The organism is Devosia sp. (assembly GCF_028290625.1).
Classification (GTDB): domain Bacteria; phylum Pseudomonadota; class Alphaproteobacteria; order Rhizobiales; family Devosiaceae; genus Devosia.
Window position 1 is genome coordinate 44,594 of the sequence record NZ_JAQGJM010000033.1, and the last position, 20,142, is coordinate 64,735.

Sequence of the window (20,142 nt, forward strand, 5' to 3'; positions counted from 1 at the left end):
CTTGATCTCCTGTGTTGATGGACGAGAGATAGGGCATGCATTAATGTCGAACCATTCGCTGTTTTCGTTTGATCGGCCTTCAAAAATGAATAGAGAGCCCGACTGGTCGCTGTGGCGCAGCTTCTCCGCCGTGGTCAAGCATGGCTCCCTCTCCGCTGCCGCCCGCGAACTAGGCCTGTCGCAACCGACGCTGGGCCGCCATATCGAAGCGCTGGAGCAAGCGCTCGACCTTTCCCTGTTCGAACGCACCCTGAGCGGCCTCAAGGCCAACCCGGCCGCCTTGCGCCTTTACGAACCTGTCGCCGCTGCCGAAACCGCTTTGGCGCAGGCGGCAATCCTGGCCGAAAGCGCCCAGGCCGAATTCTCCGGCACCGTGCGCATCACCGCCAGCACCGTGGTGTCAAATTACGTGCTGCCGACGCTGCTGCTGCCGATCCGCGAGCGCTATCCGGCAATCGCCGTGGAGACGGTGCCCTCGGACGCCGCCGAAAACCTGCTACTGCGCGAAGCCGATATCGCCATCCGCATGTTCCGCCCGACGCAATTGGAACTGGTGGCCAAAAAGCTCGGCGAAATTCCGGTGCTCACCTGCGCCCATGAGAACTACCTGGCCCGGCGCGGCATACCGACCAAACCGAGCGAGCTTTATGACCACGACATGATCGGCTTCGATCGCTCCGACCTGATCATTTCCCACGCCAACCACATCGGCCTCCCATTGCGGCGCGACCAGTTCGTGCTGCGCACCGATAGCCAGACCCAGATGTGGGAACTGCTGCGCGCCGGGCTGGGCATTGGCTTCGCCCAGAAATCCCTGATCGACCGTACGCCCGGCATGGTGGCCCTGGGCTTCGATCTTGCCATCCCGCCGCTTCAAGTCTGGTTGACGACCCATAAGGAACTGTTCACCAGCCACCGGATTCGTGCCATTTATGACGCATTGGCGGAGGGGCTGATTGGCTATATCAACGCGCCAATCGACTAGGGCCTTAGCCCGCACCCAGGCAGGACATCATGGAAACCGCAGTCAATATCCTAATCGCCATCGTGCTACTCTTCGTCGTGGGCGTTTTGGGCATGGGACTGTGGAACATGGCCAAGGGCGGCTCCAGCAATACCAGCCAGCGCCTGATGCGCCTGCGCGTTATCGCCCAGGCCGTGGCCCTCGTGCTGCTGCTTGGCGCATTGTTCTTCTTTGGCGGACCAAAACACTAAAAGCATGATCCCAAAAAGTGGGACACGGTTTTTGGATCAGATCATGCTCAAACAGACAGCTAGATCGGCGTTGCCGATGAAATCGGCAAGGACGCTCTAGATGGTAAAACTCAATCGGATTTACACCCGCACCGGCGACGACGGCACCACCGGCCTGGTCCGTGGGCCGCGCCGCCAAAAGTTCGATCTGCGCGTCGAGGCTTATGGCACCGTGGACGAGGCCAACGCCTGCATCGGCCAGGCCCGGCTCGGTACCGGCTCGATGCCCAAGATCGACATGATGCTGGGCCGTATCCAGAACGACCTGTTCGATGTCGGCTCCGACCTTGCCACGCCCGGCGAGGACGATCCAGATGCCCCCAAGTCACTCCGGGTCACCGCCGTCCAGACGCTGTGGATCGAAACCCAGATCGATCATTTCAACGAGGCCCTGACCCCCCTCAAGAGCTTCGTGCTGCCCGGCGGCACGCCCCTGGCGTCGGCGCTGCATGTGGCGCGCACCGTCACCCGCCGCGCCGAGCGCATCGTGGTGGAACTGGCCAGCGTCGAACCCGATGTCAGCCCCGAGGCGATCCGCTACCTCAATCGCCTGTCGGACCTGCTGTTCGTGCTCGGGCGCGTCGCCAATAACAATGGCGAAAAGGATGTGCTCTGGGTGCCCGGTAACTATGGCGACCTAAAAAAAGGCGATTGATTGCAATTGCATCTATCGCCGAAGCCTTTGTTTACGCGCCATCATTAGGTTAGGGCCATGAAGTTCCCAAAGGGAGGCATCAATGGATTCCGATCTCAGCACGCAATTGTCCACGTCACGGGCCGCAGTCGGGCCGGGCAACGTACAAACTGCGGTGCTCAAGAAGGCCGTTGAGGCCGAGGCGAGTGTGGCAAACCTGGTCGCCGACGCCGTCCAGTCGGCACCGCCGCCGACCGGCCAGGGCACCCGGGTCGACAAGCACGCCTGATCGCCATGAGTAACGCACTCGGCATCAGCCCGCCCGTGATGATCAACCGCATCGTCGATCGGCTGGCCACTCCGCCCGGCGCCGAACTTGCCAAGGTCGCATTGCTGCGTGCCAAGCTGGAAACCGCCGTGCAGGAGCAGATCGCGCAAAGCGCCGCTGTGAGCCCCGATGGCAAGGGCGAAGCACCGGTGGTGGATAGCGGTGCGGCTGTGGATCGGCTGATTTAAGTTTCTGCGGAGGGGCCGCTCGGTCGATTGAGCACCCTGGCTTTCTTCCCGCGGGCTTGACCCGCGGGCCACTCTCAACACGGCACAAGCGGCGAGAGGCCCGCGGATCAAGTCCGCGGGAAGGGCCGGTGGTTGCTTATGCTGTGCCCCAAACGTAGGCGCCGCCGCCCTTACCCCTTCACCAACTTCACCAACGCATCGATCACCGCATAACCATCCGGCGTATTCCACTCCGCCGGCCCTTGCAGCACTGCCAGCTCGCACCCGCTCGCATCTAGGATCAAACTCGCCGGCAATCCCACAGTCACCGCCTCCTGCTTCAGCCGGTCGAACGCCGCAAAAGTGTTGTCGGCATAAAGCGGCAAATGGGCGAACTTGTTATCCTCAAGGAATGCCTTGGCCTTGCCCAGCCCGTCCTCGCCGATATCCAGATTAATCGGCAGCACCATAAAGTCGTCCGAATTGTACTTAGCGGCCAACTCGTCCAGCGCCGGCATTTCCTCGCGGCAGGGTACGCACCAGCTTGCCCAGAAATTGACCAGCAGCCCTTTGCCCTTGAAATCGGCGATATCCATCGGCTTGCCGGTCGCGTCCTTGAACGCCAGCGTTGAATAGCCGCGCCCTTCGCCGGTCGGGTTGAGCCCGGCCAATTCGCCCACCGAGGCGAAGTCGATATCCAGCGCCGCGTCCTTCTGCACCGGGCATTCCTTGGCCGCCGCGCCATTGCCTAGCAAAACCCACGCCGCTATAGCTACCGCCAACACGGCAACCCCCAGCACGATCAGCAGCCTGATGCGGTTGGAAGCTCCGGGGCGGGGCGCGTTTATATCGGTCATTTCAAGTCCCAAGGATCAGATGATGAGCAACAAGATGTGGGGCGGACGGTTCAGCACCGGCCCCGATGCCATCATGGAAGAAATCAATTCGTCGATCGGTTTCGACCAGCGCTTGTACCGCCAGGATATCGCCGGGTCGATTGCCCATGCCACCATGTTGGCGCAAACGGGCATTCTGACGCAGGAAGATCGCGACGCCATCATAGCGGGTCTAACCGAGGTGCTCGACGAGATCGAGACCGGCGCCTTCACGTTCTCGCGTGCGCTTGAGGACATTCACATGAATGTCGAAAGCCGCCTGCGCGAAAAGATCGGCGATGCCGCCGGGCGCCTCCACACCGCGCGCTCGCGCAACGATCAGGTGGCGACCGATTTCAAGCTCTATGTCCGCGACACCATCGATACGCTGCTGGTGCAGGTCAAAGACCTGCAACTGGCTTTGGTCAGCCGCGCCGAAGACGAAGCCGAAACCATCATGCCGGGCTTCACCCATCTGCAAAGCGCCCAGCCGGTGACCTTTGGCCACCATCTGCTGGCCTATGTGGAAATGCTCGGCCGTGACGCCGGTCGGTTGCAGGACGCCCGTGCGCGGCTCAATGAAAGCCCGCTCGGCTCGGCGGCCTTGGCCGGCACCCCCTACCCCATTGACCGGCATATGACGGCCGAAAAGCTCGGCTTCGACCGGCCGACCGCCAATTCGCTTGACGCCGTCTCCGACCGCGATTTCATCCTCGAAACCCTGGCCGCCGCCTCGATCTGCTCCATGCATCTGAGCCGGTTCGCCGAGGAAATGGTGATCTGGTCCTCGGCCCAGTTCGGCTTCATCAAGCTCAGCGACAAGTTCACCACCGGCTCCTCGATCATGCCGCAGAAGCGCAATCCGGACGCCGCCGAACTGGTGCGCGCCAAGGTCGGCCGCATCGTCGGCGCGCTGACATCGCTGCTGATCGTCATGAAGGGCCTGCCGCTGGCCTATTCCAAGGACATGCAGGAAGACAAGGAGGTCGCCTTCGACGCGCTGGATTCTTTGTCGCTAGCACTGGCCGCCATGACCGGCATGGTCAAGGACCTGACCGCCAACCGCGAGCGGATGCGCACCTCCGCCAGCGCCGGTTTTTCCACCGCCACCGATATCGCCGATTGGCTGGTGCGCGAGGTCAATATGCCGTTCCGCGACGCCCATCACGTCACCGGCCAGATCGTTGCGCTCGCCGAGCAGAAGGGCTGCGGGCTGGAAGGCCTCACCATCGAGGACTTCAAGTTCGTCGACCAGCGCATCGATTCGCGCATCCACAAAGTGCTGACGGTTGAGGCCTCGGTCGCGGCGCGCCAGAGCTATGGCGGCACAGCACCAGCCAATGTGCTGATCCAGGCGGCACGCTGGAAGACGCTGCTGACCGGCACGCCGCATGAACCGCGTCCGCTCGGCAAAAAGAAGCATGGCGGCCATGGCGATGGCGGGGTTGAATAATTTCCTGCTCGGCCTGATGTTGGGTGCATGCAAACTCGCCTGCGTCTGACCCCGGACCACATTGCCCATGTGCATCGCGATATCCCCGATCCGGGGCCGTCGCTATTGGAGGGGTTTCGCCCCGCCCAAGACGCCGATTACGACGCCGAGATCGACCGGCTGCTGGCCATTGCGCCGACGCCGGGCGACCTCTGGGTGTTCGGCTATGGCTCGCTGATCTGGAACCCCTGCTACCCCTTCACCGAACAGCGCACCGCTTTGGCGCATGGCTGGCACCGTTCGTTCACGCTGGGCTGGGATTTCCGCTTTCGCGGCAACCAGCAGACGCCCGGACTGATGATGGCGATCGATCGCGGCGGCCAGTGCAAGGGCGTGGTGCATCGCCTCGCGCCCGACACCGCCCGAGCACATCTCGACGTGCTGATCCGCCGCGAGATGAGCATGGTACCCACGGCCTTTCCGGGCCGCTGGATCACGGTGAAAACCGAAGCCGGTCCGGTTTGCGCGCTAACCTTCGCCATGGACCGCAACAGCCCGCGCTATATCGGCGGCCTCACGCCCGAAGCCACCGCCGATGTGCTCGCAAAAGCCTGCGGCTTCAAGGGCTCGATGGCCGAATATCTGCATGCCACTGTGCTCAAGCTGGAAGAACTGGGGATCCACGACAGCTATTTGTGGCGCCTGCAGGGGCTGGTTGCCGACCGTATCGATGCGGCGCGGCTGGGAGTGCGTCCCGATGCCTAAGCCCGGCCGCCCGATGGCGCTGACCGAACGTCACGTCGCGTTCCTGCAACCGCCGGCCATCGCCGACGAAATGCCCCCGCCGCCCGCCGGCATGATCCAGGCGACGCGGGAGGATCACCTCGCCACCATTGCCAGCCTGATGACGGAGGAACCCGAAACCAGCGAAGTCTGGTTCTTCGCCTATGGATCGCTGATCTGGAAGCCGGCCTGCGACTTCGTGGAATTGCGCACGGGCCTGGTGCGCGGCTGGCACCGCGCGTTCTGCCTGGGTTGGAACAATCGCTTCCGCGGCAGCGACGAAAATCCCGGCCTGATGCTGGCGCTGGATCGCGGCGGCGCCTGCAAGGGCGTGCTTTACCGCATCCCCGCCAATGCGGTGGAAGACAATCTGGTCAAGCTACTGGAACGCGAAATGGGCTGGCGGCCCTCGCCATTTCCGCCGCGTTGGGTCACCGTGCAAAGCGGCGAACGCAGCATCCGCGCGCTGACGTTTTGCATTGATCGCAATAGCGGTCGCTATGTCTCGGGGCTTTCGGTGGAGCAGATCGCCGACGTGCTCGCCACCGCCGTGGGTTCGCGCGGCTCGATGGCCGAATACCTGTTCGCCACCGTTCGCCATCTGGAAGACCTGGGCATCCACGATCCGCACCTGTGGCAATTGCAGGACCTCGTCGCCAAGCGGATCGACGCGGTTTATGGCACTGGCTAACCTAAGGCTTCCGTTTCTCCAACCTCTGCATTAGAGGTCTTGCTCGAAACATCCAACACTCTCGGTGTCATTCCGGCGCAGGCCGGAACCCATCCTGAGATGACGCCAATCCCACGATCTCAGGATGGGCCCCGGCCTGCACCGGGGTCACATCGTGGGTGGGGAAATTCCTGAGGAAACGCCTTGGTCCACCATTTCCAGCATCGCGACGGCACGCTGTTCGCCGAAGACGTCAACCTGAACGAATTGGCCGCCGAAGTCGGCACTCCGTTCTACGTCTATTCCAGCGCCACGCTGCGCCGCCATGTCCGCGTCGTCAAAGCCGCGTTCGAGGGCATCCCGACTCTGCTGGCTTATGCGATGAAGGCCAATTCCAACCAGGCCGTGCTCAAGCTGATGGCCAGCGAAGGCGCCGGTGCGGATGTGGTGTCGGGCGGGGAACTCGAACGCGCTTTGGCCGCCGGCATCAAGCCGGACATGATCGTGTTTTCCGGCGTCGCCAAGACTGTCGCCGAAATGCGCCGGGGCCTTGAAGTCGGCATCCACTGCTTCAACGTCGAAAGCGAGCCTGAGCTCGAACGCCTCGACATGATCGCCGGCTCGATGGGCAAGGTCGCCCGCGTCTCGGTCCGCATCAATCCCGATGTCGATGCCAAGACCCATGCCAAGATTTCCACCGGCAAGGCCGAGAACAAGTTCGGCATTCCCTATGCCCGTGCCCGCGAGGTCTATAATCGCATTGCGGGCCTCGCCAATGTGAAGGCCGTTGGCGTCGATATGCATATCGGCAGCCAGATCACCGATCTGGGCCCGTTCGGCGATGCATTCCAATTGATGGCCGAACTGGTCGGCCAGCTTCGCGGCGATGGCCATGCGATCGAGCATGTCGATGTCGGCGGTGGGCTCGGCATTCCCTATGACGAGAACGATGCCGCGCCGCCCTCGCCGGAATCCTATGCGCAGGTGATCCGCGACAAGGTTGGCTCGCTGGGCTGCAAGCTGGTGATCGAGCCCGGCCGGCTATTGGTCGGCAATGCCGGCATCCTCGTCACCAAGGTCGAATATGTGAAGGAGGGCGGCACCAATTTCGTCATCGTCGATGCGGCGATGAACGATTTGATCCGGCCCACGCTCTACGAGGCCTATCACGATATCCAGCCGGTCAACCATTCCAACCTCTCGCCGATCACTGCCGATATCGTTGGCCCGGTCTGCGAGACGGGCGACTATCTCGCCAAGGCCCGCACCATTCCGGGCGTCAAGGAGGGCGACCTGCTCGCCGTGATGAGCGCTGGCGCCTATGGAGCGGTGATGGCCTCGACCTACAATTCGCGCGCCCTGATCCCCGAAGTGCTGGTCGACGGCCCGCGCTACCACGTCATCCGCCCACGCAAGTCGATTGCCGACCTGTTGGCGCTCGATAGCGTGCCCGATTGGATTTAGTGGCACGCCCTCGTGGTTCGAGGCTCGTAAGAACTCGCACCTCACCATGAGGGCTACTGAGGAATGCGGTTTACCAGTAGTCCTCATGGTGAGGCGGGAGCATAGCGACCCTCGAACCACGAGGGCGTGGCTGGATGCTGCCACACCTTGTCGCCTGCCGCACCATAGTCTCTGATTCGAGGAGGCACCATGACCATCAAACCCATCACCGACCGCGAACTCAATCGTGCCACCCTGGCCCGGCAGATGATGCTGGAGCGGGTGGATATGCCGATCCCTGATGCGGTGGCTTTCCTCCTCGGCCTCCAGGCACAGACCACCAATGGCCCCTATCAGGCCCTGTGGAACCGCTTGTCCGACCTCACCCCTTCGGCGCTGACTGCCCTCATCGCCGACAAGACCCTCCTGCGTGCCACCACCATGCGCACGACGCTGCACCTGCACACCGTGGAGGATATGCGCCTCCTCCGCCCGCTGCTGCAGCCGGTGCTGGACCGCACTTTTGGTTCCGTCGCCAAGGCCCGTGCCATCAAGGCCGACCGCGCCGCCGTGCGTGCCCTTGGGATCGAGCTTTTGAACCAGCAACCGATGACTGCCGGCGACTTGGGAAAGCGCCTGCTGGAACAGTTTCCCGAGAGCGATCCCTATGTGCTGGCCCAGGTCGTGCAAGGCGCCGAGACGCTGGTGCAGATTCCGCCCACCCGAATCTGGGGCCATGGTGGTCCGCCGCTGCTGACCCGCATCGAAAACTGGATCGGCCAGGGCCTCGCCGAGCCCATCGCCCTGCCGGCGCTGGTGCTGCGCTATCTCGGTGCCTTCGGCCCGGCCAGCGTCAACGACATGCAGCACTGGTGCGGGCTGACCCGGCTGGCACCGGCCTTCGAGACGGTTCGCGAGCAACTCATCACCCTCACCGCCGAAGATGGCCGCATGCTCTACGATCTGCCGAACGCACCGCGCCCTGATGCCGACACTCCGGCTCCGCCCCGTTTCCTGCCCGAGTATGACAACGTCTATCTGGGCTTTGCCGATCGCCGCCGCATCCAGTCCGATCTGGCGCGTGCCCGCATGCCGCTGGTCAACGGCTATCCGTCGACCTTCACGGTGGATGGCTTCATCGCGGGCAAATGGTCATTGGCGCGGCGCAAGGATTCAGCGCAACTGACCCTAACGCCGTTCCGCAAACTGCTGAAACGCGACCTGGCGGAAATCGAAAAGGAAGGCCACGCCATGGCCGGGTTCCTGACCGAAGGGGCGGCTGCGATCACCATCACAGTCCTGCCCGTCGCGGACTAAGTCGGATCCTGCGCCTGCCGGCCCTGCGACACGATCTCGATCGGGCGCCCCGCCAAGGCGTCATCCACCTTGCTCAACAGGTCGGCCAGCGTGAATGGCTTGACGATCACGTCGTAGATCAATTCGTGCAGGCCGTGCGCCTGTTCGCGCTGGTCGGCAAAGCCGGTCATCAGCACGATGATCACCTGCGGAAAACTGGCCGCCACCGTCAACGCCAGCGCAATCCCGTCCATGATCGGCATCTTGATATCGGATAGCAGCAGGTCGAACCGGCCCTGCTCCGCATCCATGATTTCGGCCGCCAGCCCACCGTCTTCGGCGGCCACCACTTCGTGCCCCTTCATCTTGAGGGCACTGATCACAAAGGCGCGCACCGAGTCATCGTCTTCGGCAACCAGAATTCGGGCCATCAATGTCCCCCCGTACCGGCAGGCTGGACTGGCGCCGCACTGCGCGTCGATTCACCGCCGGTAAAGCTGAGCCGCACGCTCACCGCATCGACTGGTGGCAGCGGCAACTGGGTTTCAAATGTAGCACGTTCTCCGGCCATCATGTCACGCACGTCGGGCGTGACGCTCCATTCATAGATGCCGTTGCCCGCCCCGTCGATCAGCGTCACCACCACGGCAGGCACCACCACCGGAGCCTTTTGCAGCCCCACGATCTGCGCCGAAACCACGAGGACTTCCTTGCCTTCACGCAGGGTCCGCAGGGTGCTCAAACGATCGAATTCCAGACCGATCACATTGACCGGGAGCCCAACGGCCGCATAAACGCCGGCCATGGCGGGAAATTGCTCGACCACCTGCACGCGCCCGAAATAGCCGCCGGCGAGCAGGCCCACCAGCACGACAGCGCCCGCGACGCGCGCGACCCGGCGCAGCCGCGCCATCGGCAGTTTCGCCACCATGGCATTCTGCCGGCGCAAGAACGCCCGCTGGCGCTTACGGATCAGGGCCGGATCGAGTTTGGGCGCGTCCTTGGTCTCGGCCTCGTCGTCGGCGTCGAGCGGCGCTTCGATCCGGGCCGCTTGCGCGGCCAATTCGGCTGCTACCCGGCGTTCTTCGGTGGCCATGGCGTCGTCCAGCGCATCCTCAGCGACATTGCGCACCAGCGGGTCGCCATCGTCAAAGGCATCGGGATCGAGCGGCTTCTGCGACCAGGCCTGCTGGCAATGCGCGCATTGCACCTTGCGGCCCGTCGACCCGATCGCCTCATAGGTGACCTGGTAGCGCGTCTGGCAATGTGGACAGGTAATGATCATGGGTCAGACGAGTTGGGAAAAAGACGCTGCAACGAGCCTAGCGCGATGGGGTTAAAACTCTTGAAATCAACGGCATCTTCCTGCTGCCGAACCATATTTGCACCGTATTCGCGCGCCATTGGCCTGGGCCTGCGGCATCAGGCGCCAACGCCTGTTATGATGGCGCCGACGATTGATTCGCCCTCACGGCCGATCGCGTCGCAAGGGGGCAAGCGTGGAGCCTGACGGATTGATCGAGTTTTCCGATGTCGGGCTGCGCTATGGCAATGGCCCCGAAATTCTCCGGGACCTCAGCTTTTCCATTGAGCCCGGCTCGTTCCATTTCCTGACCGGTCCCTCGGGCGCCGGCAAGACCAGCCTGCTGCGCCTGCTGCTGCTGTCGCTCAAGCCGTCGCGCGGCCGCGTCACCATGTTCGGCGAGGACGTGACCCATCTCGACCAGGACCGCTTGCTGCAGATGCGCCGCCATATCGGCATCGTGTTCCAGGAATTCCGCCTGCTCGACCATCTGACCACGTTCGAAAACGTGGCTCTACCGCTGCGCGTGCTCGGCCAGCCCGAAGCCGAATACCGCCCCAATGTCACCGAACTGCTCGAATGGGTTGGCCTGGGCGAGCGCATGAATGCGCTGCCCTCGCTGCTATCGGGTGGTGAAAAACAACGCGCCGCCATTGCGCGCGCCGTCATCGCCCGCCCAAAAGTGCTGTTGGCCGACGAGCCCACCGGCAATGTCGATCCCGACCTGTCGAGCCGCCTCGTGCACCTGTTCGCCGAGCTCAACCGCACGCTGGGCATGACCATAATCCTCGCTACGCACGAATTGCCGTTGCTCGACCAGTTCTCCTATCCGCGCATGCTGCTGTCCAAGGGCGAGCTGGTGATCCATGCTTGAGATTTTGCGGCTGCTCAAAGCCATCCTGCCGCGCCGTGGCGGCGCCGCCCCGATCGTGCCCGAGCGCAGCGTCGCCGGCCGAACGCTGCTGCTGATGATCACCATCATGAGCTTCCTCTCAGCCGTTACGCTGGGCGGCGTGGTGCTGGTGCAAAAGTCCGCAATCGCCTGGTCCGCCGATGTGGGCCGCGAAGTCACCATCCAGATCCGGCCGGTCGAGGGCGAGGTGATGGAAAGCAATCTGCGCACCGCCGTGGCCTTGGCCGAAGCGACGCCCGGCGTCGCCTCGGCGCGTCCGCTAACCGTCGAGGAAAGTCAGAAGCTGATCGAGCCCTGGCTCGGCGCGGGCCTCGACCTCAGCGCCATCGAAATTCCGCGACTGGTGGTGGTCCAACTGGGCGATCCGGTCGATGCCGATATCGCCAAGCTCACGCGCGACCTGACCGCCGTCAAAGGCGCGTCGCTGGACACCCACGCCGCCTGGCGCCAGCAGCTCAACACCATGGCCGGCGCCATCGTGCTCTCCGGCCTGATGGTGCTGGGGCTGATCGGGGTCGCCACCGTCTTGGCGATCATCTTCGCCACTCGGGGCGCCATGGCATCAAACCGCGAAATTGTCGACGTGCTGCACTATATCGGCGCGTCCAACAAATTCATTGCCGGGGAGTTCCAGGGGCGCTTTTTGTCCATCGGCCTGCAAGGCGGGTTGTTGGGTGCACTGGCGGCGACCCTGTTCTTCTTCATCGTCGGCACCGGCGCGGGCAATATGCTGTCGAGCGAGGCCAGTGCGCAGGTCGGCGTGCTATTCGGGCGCTTCGCGCTGGGCATTGATGGCATTATCGGCATCGCCGCCGTCATTCCGGTGATTGCGGCGCTGACGGCGATCACGTCCCGCCTGACGGTGCGGCGCTTCCTCGCCCAGACCTCCTAGCACCGAGCGCCTGTCACGTACGTTCTGTACATTCAGGTGCAAACAGCAGAAAACTGGTGTTTAGCGCCGGCATCACATTGAGCTGCGCTTCTAGCCAAGCCGGTATTGTTTGATTATGAGCAGGCAACGGCGCCCAGCCGCGAGAGAGACGTAACCCATGATCGTCCAGGCTATCCGTTCGGCGCTGTTCTATGTCCTGTTTATCGGGCAGACCATTTTGGTCGCCGTCACCATCGGCACCATCGCGCTGTTCGCCGGGCGCACCACATTCGGCTGGGAGCTCGCCAAATACTGGTGTCGCTCGAATTTGGCCATGCTGCATGGCTTGGTCGGCATGCGCACAAAAGTGTCGGGGCTGGAAAACATCCCCCCCGGTGGCTGCATCATCGCCGCCAAGCATCAGAGCGACTGGGACGTGTTCGCCATTTTCCCGCATGCCGTGCGCCCCGCCTATATCGTCAAGAAGGAATTGATGCGTATTCCCTTCTTCGGCTGGGCCGCCCGCTCGCTCGATTGCATCGAAGTGGACCGCCGCAAGGGCGCCCAGGCAGTGCCCGAAATGATGCGCCAGGCCCACGCCGCGGTCGAACGCGGCTGCCGCATAGTGATTTTCCCAGAAGGCACCCGCAAGGCGCCCCTGGCGCCAGCCGATTACAAGTATGGCATTGCGCGCCTTTACGCCGAACTCAAGGTGCCGGTGGTGCCGGTAGCGCTCAATTCCGGTCTGTTCTGGGGCCGCAACAGCCTCGTCATCTGGCCGGGCCTGGGCGAAGTGGAATTCCTGCCCGCTATCGAAGCGGGTCTCGCCCCCGACGTGTTTCTCGAACGGCTCAAGGGCGCGATCGAGACCGAATCGGACAAGCTCATTCTGGGCGCGATTGACAAGGGCCTCGACCGGCCCATCGACGCCAAGCTGGGCGCCGCCATCAATGCCCGCAAGCAGGCCCGCACCGCGACCGCCTGACACTATATATTGACGCCGAAGCCGAACGCCGCCATAGATATAGATACCAATTGAAATACCGCTTGACGGTCATTGCGATCTGTTCTAGTTTTGTTCTTCTTCTGGGACGGAAGGGGATGGGAAATGATGGCATTCAGCGAACTGCGGCTTAAGCAATCCGGCTTTGCCCGCGTCGTCACCTGGATGGGCCGGTCCGGCCGCTCCTATGGGCTGGCGGGCGAAAGCCTCGATCGTTTCGCCATGACGGAGAACGATCTTTATCTCATCGCCAAGGGCGGCAATGCGCTCTGGGTCGGCTCGACCCATGATCTCGTTGGCGATCCGCTAAGCCGGTCGCGCTTCCGCCTGGCGCTCGACTGCGCCGATCGCGTCTTCCGCCTCGTCACCCCCAGCGCCGACAGCGAACGGCTGAGCACTATCTGGGACCTCGAAGGCGCCGAACCGGTGCAGGAGCGCTCGGCGGCGTAGAGCCGTTTCTAAGCTTCATTCCCTGTCTCCCCTTCCCGCGGGCTCGACCCGCGGGCCTCTCACAACCCGGCACGTGTTGAGGGTGACCCGCGGGTCAAGCCCGCGGGCAGACGGTGGGTGGGGATGGTTGGCGGATGGAAGATGATGGATGGGTGGATTTGATAACTCCAGCGACTAAGCCGCCGCCACATCCCGCGCCAACAATTTGGCCAGCGCCATGATCTGCCGATCCTCGATGCCCAATTGTGCCAACCCCCGCGCGGTGTTCAGCACATAATCCACATTATTGCCTGACTCGCCGACGCCGCCGCGCACGATGGCCAATTGATGCTCAAGGCTGAGATTGCGCGCATATTGCACATGCCGCTCGTCGACCATGAAGGTCAGCGCGAGCACCGCGCGCCCATCCGCCAGCCGTACCGGCCGCGTGGCTTCGCGATAGACGCCATTGCCCTTTTCGCGCGCCAGCAGATAGGCCCGCACGCGCCCCCAATCGGCATCGGCGACTTCGAACATCATGCCCCGGCATGAGCCGCCTCGCGTCAGCCCGAACACCAGCCCCGGCCGCTGCGGCGTGCCGCGATGGTCCTGCGAATAGACCGACAAGCTCCGATGGGCCCCATAGAGCAGCCCCTGCTGGGCCGAAATATGGGCAAAGCCGGGATTCCAGATCAGTGATCCGTACCCGAAAACCCAATGGGTGATTGTGGCGTTCATTGTTTCAAGCATGGTCATCAACCCAACAGAATCTACGGACATTGCTGCCTTCCGGCAATCACCCGTCTGCATTAGCGACCCCGCCTCAGCATCACGACCCGGTTTTCCCGCCGCCCACTCTTTAGCCCAAGCCCTCGCGAGGATAGAACAAAGCCATGAAACGAATCATCTGGTTGTTTGTCGCTATCGTCGTCGTGGTCGCCCTGTGGTCGGGCGCCTGGCTGTTCCTGTCCGGCGAGGTACGCAAGAATGTCGTGGCCCTGGCCGATGCCGATGGCGTCACCACGCCGCGCCTCACCTGCGATACGCTCAATGTCTCGGGCTTCCCGTTCCGCTTCGACGTCGATTGCGCCAAGGCGCAGGTGCTCGATGGCGACCTGGTCGTCGATATCGCCGGACTGCGCGCCAGCGTGCTGGTCTATCGCCCCACGCACCTGCTGGCCTCGGCGCTGGCTCCCGTCAAGATCGAAGACACCTTCACCGGCTCCCAGAGCACGCTCAATTTCGCCACGCTCGAAGCCAGCGCCCGCACCAATGGCTGGCAGATCGCCCGCATCGCGCTCAACGGCACTGAGGTGAACTGGAGCGACACGCTGATGGGCGACAACCTCATCGCCAAAAGCGCCATGATCGACCTGCAATTGGGTGACATTCCCGAGCAACACGATACCGCCAAAGGCCTCGCGGCTTTGGCCGGCTATCTCCAGGCCAGGGACCTCGTGGCGCCCGGCTTCACCATCGCCAATGGCAATGCCGAAATCGAGGTCGAGGTGAATGGCCTGCCCGACGACGTGCGGCTGCTGGCCGAACCCGACGCGCTGGTCAACTGGCGCGCCGCCGGCGGCCAGCTCAAACTGGTCTCCGCCCACGCCACCGATGGCGATAGCGACCTCAAGGCCAACGGCAACTTGGCGCTCGACCCCCAGGGCCTGCTGGACGGGCAGATCGACATCAATTCTACCAAGGTGGCCGAGCGCCTCGAACCCTATCTGATGGAGCCCTATCGCGCGCTGGTGCTGGGCAATCCGGCCCCGGACGGCACGCATGCCAACGTGCTCAATTTCCGTGGCGGCAATATCTATTCGGGTCTGCTGCCGATCGCCTCGGTACCGCCGCTGTTCTAGGCGTCGTCCCCGCCACCATGTTCGCGCACGAAGACCGGTGCGGTCGGCGTGGGCGTGGCCTCATGCGGCCGTCCGAAGTCGGCGGCAGCGGTTTCCTGCCCGGCACTGATGATCGAGCGACGGATGGCGCGGGTGCGGGTGAACATGGCTTCGAGCGCCGGGCCATCGCCCATGCGGACGGAGCGCTGTAGCGCCGACAGGTCCTCGGAGAACCGGCCCAGCATTTCCAACACGGCATCGCGATTGGTCAGGAAGATATCGCGCCACATCACCGGATCTGAGGCGGCGATGCGGGTGAAATCGCGGAAGCCGGAGGCCGAGAATTTGATGACTTCCGACTGGGTCGCCGCTTCCAGATCGGCGACGGTGCCGACAATGTTGTAGGCCACGAGATGGGGGATATGGCTGGTAATGGCCAGCACCATATCGTGGTGGCTGGCCTCCATGGTCTCGACATGGCTGCCCATGGCTTCCCAGAATTGCACCAGCTTATCGACCTGAGTGCTCGCAACTTCGGGCCCCGGCGTCAGCACGCACCAGCGCCCGGCGAACAATTCGGCAAAGCCTGCCGATGGCCCCGAATGCTCGGTGCCGGCAATCGGGTGGCCCGGAATGAGGCTGACGCCAGCCGGCACCAGTGGCGCCAGCACGTTGACCACGTGCTGCTTGACCGAGCCGACATCGGACAAGATCGCGCCCGGCGCCAAAGAGGAGGCGATGGCCTGCATCACGCTCTCATAGGCGCCCACCGGCGTACAGAGGATGACCAGATCCGCGCCGCGCACGGCCTCGGCGGCGTCGAGCGTATAAAGATCGCCCAGCCCCAGTTCGCGTGCTTCCTCCAGCGTCTCCGCCTTGCGGGTGGAAATAGCGATGACATCCGCCAGCCCCTGCCGTCGGGCGGCGAGAGCGATGGACGAGCCGATCAGGCCGATGCCGATCAGCGCGAGTTTGCGAAATTTGACGCTCATGCCACAACCCGATTTTTGAGAACTTCGACCACGCCGCGCATGGCGGCCTCGCTGCCGATGGAAATGCGCAAGCCATCCGCAATGCCATAGGACGTGCCGACCTGCCGCACGATCAGGCCCTTGTCCCACAGGGCCTGGAACGCAGCGTCAGCCTCGGCGGGGCTCGGAAACAGCACCAGGATGAAATTGGCCTGGCTCTGCACCACGCGCAACTGGTTGGAGCTTAGTTGCCCGGTGATCCACTCGCGCCAGCGCGCATTGTGCTGCCGCAGCCGCTCGGTAAATTCCACATCGCGCGTTGCTGCGGCGCCCGCCAGTTGCGCCGGCAGGTTGACGTTGAACGGCCCACGAATGCGGTTGATGGCATCCACTACATGGTCGGGGCCGTACATCCAGCCGATCCGCGCCGCCGCCAGCCCCATTTTGGAGAAGGTGCGCACCATGACAACATTGTCGGCAGCATCGACCAGGTCGATCCCCACCGAATAGTCCGCCGCCGTCACATATTCCGCATAGGCGCTGTCGATCACCAGCATGATATCCGGGCGCAGACCGGCATGCAGCCGCGCCACTTCGGTCGAGGACAGATAGGTGCCGGTCGGATTGTTGGGGTTGGCGAGGAACACCATCTTGGTGTGCTCGGTCACCGCCGCCAGCAGCGTATCGACGTTGGCGGTATAGTCCACCTCCGGCGCCATGACGATCTTGGCGCCCGTCGCCAGCGTGATGATCGGATAGACCGAGAACCCGTACTGGTTCATCACCGCTTCGTCGCCGTGCCCCAGATAGGTCTGGGCCAACAGGTGCAACAGGTCGTCCGAGCCATTGCCGCACACGATGCGCTCCGGATCGAGCCCATGCACTTCGCCCAAAGCCGTGCGCAGGATCTTTGAAGAACCCTCGGGGTAGATATCCAGGTGATCGGCCACTGAGGCAAACGCCGCGATCGCCTTGGGCGAAGCGCCGAGCGGGCTTTCATTGGACGACAATTTGATCGCCTTGCTCCCCGGCGCGCCGGCTTTGCCGGGCACATAGGGGGCGATATCGAGAATGCCGGGCTGCGGCGTCGGACGGTTCGACATGGATGTTCTGGGGTCTCTAAAAGCCGCGCGGACCATAGTCAAAGTGCGGCCGGATGGCAAAGGGGGAGTTACGTTGGAGGCGAGCCCAATGATCTCGCCAACCACCGGTCAACTCCTCCCCCTTGACGGGGAGGTTGGGTGGGGGTGTTCGGAGCCACGATGTAGGATCGGGGCCAAACCTCCCCCCACCCTTGATCCCTCCCCGCAAGGGGGGAGGGTGTCGACTGAGAATCCGGATTACGATGACCGCGCGGTCGCCGCGCTCAGGCCCGGCACCCGCACGAAGCGTTCCTCGCGCTTGCGGCGGGGAACGGCCGGGAAGGCCTCCTTGCGCGCCACGACGCAAATTACGCCCGACATGGCCGGACCCAGCAGCCGCCCGGCGCCTTCGAAGAAGCGCGTCGATTTGAGCACCAGCGACGACTGGAACGGCGGCAGGAACAGCCCGTCACGCCAGCCTTCGGGCACAAAACTATGATCGCGCAACAGGCGCTCCAATTGCCCCGCCGAATAAGGATTGCCGGTGCCGAACGGGGTATTGTCGCGCTGTGCCCAGATGCCGCGCCGCCGGGGCACGACGATGATCAGCCGCCCGTTGGGCGCCGTCACCCGCCACAGTTCGCGCATCAGCTCTTCGGCATCGGCGATATGTTCGAGCGCATGCACAGCGATGGTCAGATCGATCGCCGCATCGGTGAGCGGCATTTCCATCGGGTCGCACAATACCGTGCGCGACGGCCCCTCGCGCGGCCAGGACGACGCCCCTTGTCGCGCCGGCATGAAGGCCAGCACCCGCTCGGCGCGATCCAGCGTGAAGCGCAGATAGGGCGTGGCGAAGCCCAGCCCCATGACGCGCTGGCCGCGCACGTCGCCGGCCAGGCCCATGATCTGTTCGCGCACCAGCGCACGCGAAATCCGCCCCAACGGGGATTTGTAATAGTCGATCAGGCGCACGACATCTTCGCTCATGAAATCGACTGTGCCAAAGGCCCGCCCACTTGTCTAATGCGCCATTGCCATGTCAGGTCCGCCTGCGTGGCTTTCAAGGCACGCGAACAGCATAGGAGCATAAACATGGCATTGATCGTCGACGTGTTCGAGGCGCGCAGCGATAATTACGGCTATCTGGCGCACGACACCGCCACCGGCCGCACCGCCGCCATCGACGCGCCCGAAGCGGGCCCGATCAAGACCGCCCTGCTGCATCGCGGCTGGACGCTAAGCGATATCTTCATCACCCATCACCACCTCGACCATGTCGAGGCCATTCCCGAGCTGAAGGCCGAGTTTGGCGTCACGGTGACTGGCCCCCGCGCCGAAGCCGACAAGATCGCCGATCTCGACGTGCTGGTGGCTGCCGGCGACACGCTGATGCTGGGCGAGACCAAGTTCGACATTTTTCACTCGCCCGGCCACACGCTGGGTCACATCGTGTTTTACGACGCGGCGGGCGGGCATCTGTTCACTGGCGACGCGCTGTTCTCGCTCGGCGTCGGCCGCATGTTCGAGGGCACGCCCGGCCCGATGTGGGAGGGCGTCAAGGCCCTGCGTGAGCTGCCAGATGCGACGCTGATCTATTGCGGCCACGAATATAGCGCCAGCAATGCCAAGTTCGCCCTCTCCATCGATCCCGACAACGCGGCGCTACAGAAACGCGCCGCCGAGATCACCGAACTACGCAAGGCTGGCCGCTTCACCATCCCGGCGGAGCTGGGAACCGAGAAACTGGCCAATCCGTTCCTCCGCGCGGATGACGTTGCTCTGGCGCGCCACTATGGCCTTGAAGGCGCTTCCCCTGCCGAGGTCTTCGCCGCCATCCGCAAGGGCAAGGACAACTTCTGAGGATTTGGCCATGGTGATGAAGCTGACCTTCAAGCCCGTCACCAAGGCCAACCACCAGGATTTCGAAACGCTGTTCGGCATGCCAAGCGCGCCGAAATATTGCTGGTGCATGGCCTATCGGGCGACGCCAGAAGAGGTCAAGGAATCCAAGAGTTCGGACCGGCGAAGGCATATGTTCGGGCGCATCAAGGACGACGTTCCTGTTGGGCTGGTTGGCTATGTCGAGGGTCAGCCGGTCGCCTGGGTGTCGATCGCGCCGCGCGACACCTATCACCGCCTCCACGTGCCGACGACAGACACGCTCAACGTCTGGTCGCTGGTCTGCATGTACGCCCGGCGCGAAGTGCGCGGACAGGGTGTAGCCCACCAATTGATCAAAGCCGCGATCGCTCAAGCGAAAAAGCACAAGGCCGACGTGGTCGAGGCTTATCCGGTCGATCGGGCATCGCCGAGCTATCGCTTCGGCGGCTTCGTTCCGGCCTTTGAAAAGGCCGGCTTCCATGAAGTCGGCATGTCCGGCACCCGCCGCCACGTCATGCGCTTGGACCTTTAATCCACAGCCGCATTGGCCAAATCATTAACAAATCGTTTACGTCTGGCACGCCGCTTGCCACTTATTGGTCAGTAGCGCGTTGAATTGTCCAACAATGGCACAGTTCGACCCATTTCGGGACAGGCAGGCCAATATGAGCGATTTTGACACCCAGAACCGTCCCGCTTCGGCACCGGGCCTGCCCATGGTGATCGAAGCCTCCGCCCCGCGCCCGTCCTTGCGCCGTAGCCAGACCACTGCCGCCTTTGTCAGCCAGCTTTTGGCGGCACGCGAAAATCTCGCTCCGCAGCGCCAACGCCGCCGCGGCACAGTCGAGGGCGCACTCGGCGCGTACAGCGCCGGAGCGAGGATCACGATGGTGCGGATGCCCGTCGGTTATCGGAAAACGGTTGTCGTCTGAGCGAGCGTGCGGCGCGGCATTGAGCGTGAAC

The 20,142-nt window shown here is 63.4% G+C and carries 25 protein-coding genes; 18 read left to right on the top strand and 7 right to left on the bottom strand.

Annotation, left to right across the window (positions count from 1 at the left end):
- The first annotated feature begins 85 nt into the window (after window positions 1-85).
- From JWR51_RS17850 to JWR51_RS17870, 5 genes are all read left to right on the top strand, one after another.
- On the top strand, window positions 86-985 hold the full coding sequence (locus JWR51_RS17850; RefSeq protein ID WP_299750564.1) for a LysR family transcriptional regulator: 900 nt from the start codon (window positions 86-88) through the stop codon (window positions 983-985).
- 29 nt (window positions 986-1,014) lie between these two features.
- Window positions 1,015-1,215, top strand: a complete 201-nt coding sequence (locus tag JWR51_RS17855; protein WP_299725222.1) for a twin transmembrane helix small protein — start codon at window positions 1,015-1,017, stop codon at window positions 1,213-1,215.
- 100 nt (window positions 1,216-1,315) lie between these two features.
- Entirely contained in the window at window positions 1,316-1,909 is a 594-nt protein-coding gene (locus JWR51_RS17860; RefSeq protein ID WP_299750566.1) for a cob(I)yrinic acid a,c-diamide adenosyltransferase, read from the top strand.
- An 82-nt stretch (window positions 1,910-1,991) separates the two neighbouring features.
- The gene (locus tag JWR51_RS17865) at window positions 1,992-2,177 is read left to right on the top strand and encodes a hypothetical protein (protein WP_299750568.1); all 186 of its coding nucleotides are present in this window, start codon (window positions 1,992-1,994) and stop codon (window positions 2,175-2,177) included.
- Window positions 2,178-2,182: 5 nt separating this feature from the next.
- Window positions 2,183-2,404 (top strand): hypothetical protein, encoded by a 222-nt coding sequence (locus JWR51_RS17870; protein WP_299750570.1) that lies wholly within the window; start codon window positions 2,183-2,185, stop codon window positions 2,402-2,404.
- A gap of 170 nt (window positions 2,405-2,574) precedes the next feature.
- Here the strand turns inward: JWR51_RS17870 and JWR51_RS17875 are convergent, their stop codons facing one another.
- Window positions 2,575-3,240: a TlpA disulfide reductase family protein gene (locus JWR51_RS17875; protein WP_299750572.1), complete on the bottom strand. Its 666-nt coding sequence runs from the start codon at window positions 3,238-3,240 to the stop codon at window positions 2,575-2,577.
- Window positions 3,241-3,262: 22 nt separating this feature from the next.
- Here JWR51_RS17875 and argH point away from each other — a divergent pair, with 22 nt between their 5' ends.
- The 5 genes from argH (at window position 3,263) to JWR51_RS17900 (ending at window position 8,903) form a co-directional block, all read left to right on the top strand.
- Window positions 3,263-4,711, top strand: a complete 1,449-nt coding sequence (argH, locus tag JWR51_RS17880; protein ID WP_299750574.1) for an argininosuccinate lyase — start codon at window positions 3,263-3,265, stop codon at window positions 4,709-4,711.
- Window positions 4,712-4,738: 27 nt separating this feature from the next.
- Window positions 4,739-5,455 carry a gamma-glutamylcyclotransferase gene (locus tag JWR51_RS17885; protein WP_299750576.1) on the top strand — a complete coding sequence of 239 codons (717 nt, stop codon included), beginning with the start codon at window positions 4,739-4,741 and terminating at the stop codon, window positions 5,453-5,455.
- The gene (locus JWR51_RS17890; protein ID WP_299750578.1) at window positions 5,448-6,164 is read left to right on the top strand and encodes a gamma-glutamylcyclotransferase; all 717 of its coding nucleotides are present in this window, start codon (window positions 5,448-5,450) and stop codon (window positions 6,162-6,164) included. The genes JWR51_RS17885 and JWR51_RS17890 overlap by 8 nt, the downstream gene beginning before the upstream one ends.
- A 183-nt stretch (window positions 6,165-6,347) precedes the next feature.
- The gene (lysA, locus tag JWR51_RS17895) at window positions 6,348-7,607 is read left to right on the top strand and encodes a diaminopimelate decarboxylase (RefSeq protein ID WP_299750580.1); all 1,260 of its coding nucleotides are present in this window, start codon (window positions 6,348-6,350) and stop codon (window positions 7,605-7,607) included.
- Between the two features lie 189 nt (window positions 7,608-7,796).
- The gene (locus JWR51_RS17900; protein WP_299750582.1) at window positions 7,797-8,903 is read left to right on the top strand and encodes a winged helix DNA-binding domain-containing protein; all 1,107 of its coding nucleotides are present in this window, start codon (window positions 7,797-7,799) and stop codon (window positions 8,901-8,903) included.
- Here the strand turns inward: JWR51_RS17900 and JWR51_RS17905 are convergent.
- A complete protein-coding gene (locus tag JWR51_RS17905; protein WP_299750584.1) occupies window positions 8,900-9,313 on the bottom strand; it encodes a response regulator in 414 nt (137 codons plus the stop codon). The genes JWR51_RS17900 and JWR51_RS17905 overlap by 4 nt on opposite strands.
- The gene (locus JWR51_RS17910) at window positions 9,313-10,167 is read right to left on the bottom strand and encodes a zinc-ribbon domain-containing protein (RefSeq protein ID WP_299750586.1); all 855 of its coding nucleotides are present in this window, start codon (window positions 10,165-10,167) and stop codon (window positions 9,313-9,315) included. The genes JWR51_RS17905 and JWR51_RS17910 overlap by 1 nt, the downstream gene beginning before the upstream one ends.
- 229 nt (window positions 10,168-10,396) lie before the next feature.
- Here JWR51_RS17910 and ftsE point away from each other — a divergent pair, with 229 nt between their 5' ends.
- From ftsE to JWR51_RS17930, 4 genes are all read left to right on the top strand, one after another.
- Window positions 10,397-11,059 (top strand): cell division ATP-binding protein FtsE, encoded by a 663-nt coding sequence (ftsE, locus tag JWR51_RS17915; protein ID WP_299725282.1) that lies wholly within the window; start codon window positions 10,397-10,399, stop codon window positions 11,057-11,059.
- Entirely contained in the window at window positions 11,052-11,990 is a 939-nt protein-coding gene (locus tag JWR51_RS17920) for an ABC transporter permease (RefSeq protein WP_299750588.1), read from the top strand. Before ftsE ends, JWR51_RS17920 begins: the two co-directional genes overlap by 8 nt.
- Window positions 11,991-12,147: 157 nt before the next feature.
- Entirely contained in the window at window positions 12,148-12,954 is an 807-nt protein-coding gene (locus JWR51_RS17925) for a lysophospholipid acyltransferase family protein (RefSeq protein ID WP_299750590.1), read from the top strand.
- A gap of 123 nt (window positions 12,955-13,077) precedes the next feature.
- Window positions 13,078-13,422 carry a hypothetical protein gene (locus JWR51_RS17930; RefSeq protein ID WP_299750592.1) on the top strand — a complete coding sequence of 115 codons (345 nt, stop codon included), beginning with the start codon at window positions 13,078-13,080 and terminating at the stop codon, window positions 13,420-13,422.
- Window positions 13,423-13,596: 174 nt separating this feature from the next.
- Here JWR51_RS17930 and JWR51_RS17935 read toward each other — a convergent pair whose 3' ends face one another.
- Window positions 13,597-14,181 carry a gamma-glutamylcyclotransferase gene (locus tag JWR51_RS17935; protein ID WP_299750594.1) on the bottom strand — a complete coding sequence of 195 codons (585 nt, stop codon included), beginning with the start codon at window positions 14,179-14,181 and terminating at the stop codon, window positions 13,597-13,599.
- Window positions 14,182-14,294: 113 nt separating this feature from the next.
- On the opposite strand from JWR51_RS17935, the gene JWR51_RS17940 reads away from it, so the two are divergent.
- Entirely contained in the window at window positions 14,295-15,263 is a 969-nt protein-coding gene (locus JWR51_RS17940) for a DUF2125 domain-containing protein (protein ID WP_299750596.1), read from the top strand.
- Here the strand turns inward: JWR51_RS17940 and JWR51_RS17945 are convergent.
- From JWR51_RS17945 to JWR51_RS17955, 3 genes are all read right to left on the bottom strand, one after another.
- Window positions 15,260-16,234 (bottom strand): prephenate/arogenate dehydrogenase family protein, encoded by a 975-nt coding sequence (locus JWR51_RS17945; protein ID WP_299750598.1) that lies wholly within the window; start codon window positions 16,232-16,234, stop codon window positions 15,260-15,262. The two genes, JWR51_RS17940 and JWR51_RS17945, sit on opposite strands and share 4 nt — an antisense overlap.
- Window positions 16,231-17,316, bottom strand: a complete 1,086-nt coding sequence (gene hisC / locus JWR51_RS17950) for a histidinol-phosphate transaminase (protein WP_299750599.1) — start codon at window positions 17,314-17,316, stop codon at window positions 16,231-16,233. The genes JWR51_RS17945 and hisC overlap by 4 nt, the downstream gene beginning before the upstream one ends.
- Window positions 17,317-17,553: 237 nt before the next feature.
- On the bottom strand, window positions 17,554-18,285 hold the full coding sequence (locus JWR51_RS17955; protein ID WP_299750601.1) for a class I SAM-dependent methyltransferase: 732 nt from the start codon (window positions 18,283-18,285) through the stop codon (window positions 17,554-17,556).
- A gap of 105 nt (window positions 18,286-18,390) precedes the next feature.
- Between JWR51_RS17955 and gloB the strand changes: the two genes are divergently transcribed.
- The 3 genes from gloB to JWR51_RS17970 all read left to right on the top strand — a co-directional run bounded on the left by gloB (window position 18,391) and on the right by JWR51_RS17970 (window position 20,111).
- Window positions 18,391-19,158 (top strand): hydroxyacylglutathione hydrolase, encoded by a 768-nt coding sequence (gene gloB / locus JWR51_RS17960; protein WP_299750603.1) that lies wholly within the window; start codon window positions 18,391-18,393, stop codon window positions 19,156-19,158.
- A gap of 10 nt (window positions 19,159-19,168) precedes the next feature.
- Complete coding sequence (locus tag JWR51_RS17965) at window positions 19,169-19,711, top strand: GNAT family N-acetyltransferase (protein WP_299750606.1); 543 nt, start codon at window positions 19,169-19,171, stop codon at window positions 19,709-19,711.
- A gap of 133 nt (window positions 19,712-19,844) precedes the next feature.
- Complete coding sequence (locus JWR51_RS17970; RefSeq protein ID WP_299750608.1) at window positions 19,845-20,111, top strand: hypothetical protein; 267 nt, start codon at window positions 19,845-19,847, stop codon at window positions 20,109-20,111.
- Window positions 20,112-20,142 lie beyond the last annotated feature (31 nt).